The 1,801-nt window shown below is 55.2% G+C and carries 1 pseudogene; it reads right to left on the bottom strand.

Annotation, left to right across the window (positions count from 1 at the left end):
* Positions 1-1,801: pseudogene (locus NP589_RS21460) on the bottom strand (hypothetical protein); the annotation flags it as partial.

Raw genomic sequence — 1,801 nt, 5'->3', positions numbered from 1 at the left:
GTGGAACTGATCTGCTCGGACGCATTACCCAGCTGATCCGCCGCCGAAATAACCTCGGAAATGGTTTGGGAGAGTTTGGCGACAGTGTTATTCACGGTGTCTTTGAATTCACCCAACTGGCCTTGGTAGTTACCTGTCACGGTGCGGGTCAGATCGCCTTGTTCGACCAACGCCAGTACTTCGACGGCTTCGTTGAGCGGTAAAATCACGCCATCCAGGGTTTCGTTGACACCTTGCACAATTTTGCGGAAGTCGCCTTGGTGTTTGCTGGCATCGGCACGGGTTTGCAGGCGGCCTTCGACGGCGGCCGTCGCCAGCATATTGGCGTCAGCCACCAGAGCATTGACCGCATCAATACAGGTGTTGAGGTTGTTTTTAATCGTGTTGAAGTCGCCGTTGTAACTATCGGTGATTTTGGCTGGAATGTGTCCTTTGGAAATGTTATCGACGTAGTTGGCCGCCACATTCAGCGGGCCGATCACGGCATTCAGGGTCAGGTTCACGCCCTCGACAATCTTGCGAAAATCGCCTTGGTGTTTAGTGGCATCGGCTCTAGTCGCCAGATGGCCTTCTACTGCTGCGGTCGAGAGCATATTGGCGTCGGCCACCAAACTGTTAACCGCGTCGATGCAGGTGTTGAGGTTGTTTTTGATGACGTTGAAATCGCCGTTGTAATTGTCGGTGATTTTTGCCGGGATGTTGCCCTTGGCAATGTTGTCCACGTACTCGGCGGCGACGTTGAGCGGGCCGATCACGGCATCCAGGGTGTTGTTGACGCCTTGGACGATTTTCCGGTAGTCGCCTTGGTATTGGCTGGCGTCGGCGCGGGTGGCTAAACGGCCTTCAATCGCGGCTTTTTCCAGGTTCATCGCTTCGGCGACCATGTTGGAAATCGCGTCGATGCAGTTGTTCAGGTTGTTTTTGATGGTATTGAAATCGCCGTTGTAGTTGTCGGTGATTTTCGCCGGGATCGCCCCGCGCGAGATGTTGTCCACGTACTCGGCGGCGACGTTCAAGGGCCCGATCACCGCGTCCAGGGTGCTGTTGACGCCTTCGACGATTTTGCGGAAATCGCCTTGGTGTTGGGTCGCATCCGCGCGGGTGGCTAAGCGCCCTTCAACGGCGGCGGTGGATAACCTGTTGGCGTCGGCCACCAGGGCGTTCACCGCGTCGATGCAGGTGTTCAGGTTGTTTTTGATGACGTTGAAGTCACCGTTATAGTGATCGGTGATTTTCGCCGGGATCGCACCTTTGGAGATGTTATCCACATACTCGGCAGCCACGTTCAAAGGCCCGATCACCGCATCCAGGGTGTTGTTGACGCCTTGGACGATTTTTCGGTAGTCGCCTTGGTATTGGCTGGCGTCGGCGCGGGTGGCCAATCGACCTTCGATCGCGGCTTTTTCCAACGCAGCGGCTTCCTCCACCATGCTGCTGATCGCGTCGATGCAGTTGTTCAGGTTGTTTTTAATGGTGTTGAAATCGCCGTTGTAGTTGTCGGTGATTTTCGCGGGAATCGCCCCGCGCGAGATGTTGTCGACGTAGTCCGCTGCGACATTCAAGGGGCCGATCACCGCATCCAGAGTGTTATTGACGCCTTGGACGATTTTCCGGTAATCGCCTTGGTATTGGCTGGCGTCGGCACGGGTGGCTAAACGCCCTTCGATGGCGGCTTTTTCCAGGTTCATCGCTTCGGCGACCATGTTGGAAATCGCGTCGATGCAGTTGTTCAGGTTGTTTTTGATGGTATTGAAATCGCCGTTGTAGTTGTCGGTGATTTTCGCCGGGATCGCACCTTTGG

The organism is Methylomonas rosea, from assembly GCF_024505055.1.
GTDB lineage: Bacteria > Pseudomonadota > Gammaproteobacteria > Methylococcales > Methylomonadaceae > Methylomonas > Methylomonas rosea.
This window is presented reverse-complemented; position numbering and strand designations above follow the sequence as displayed.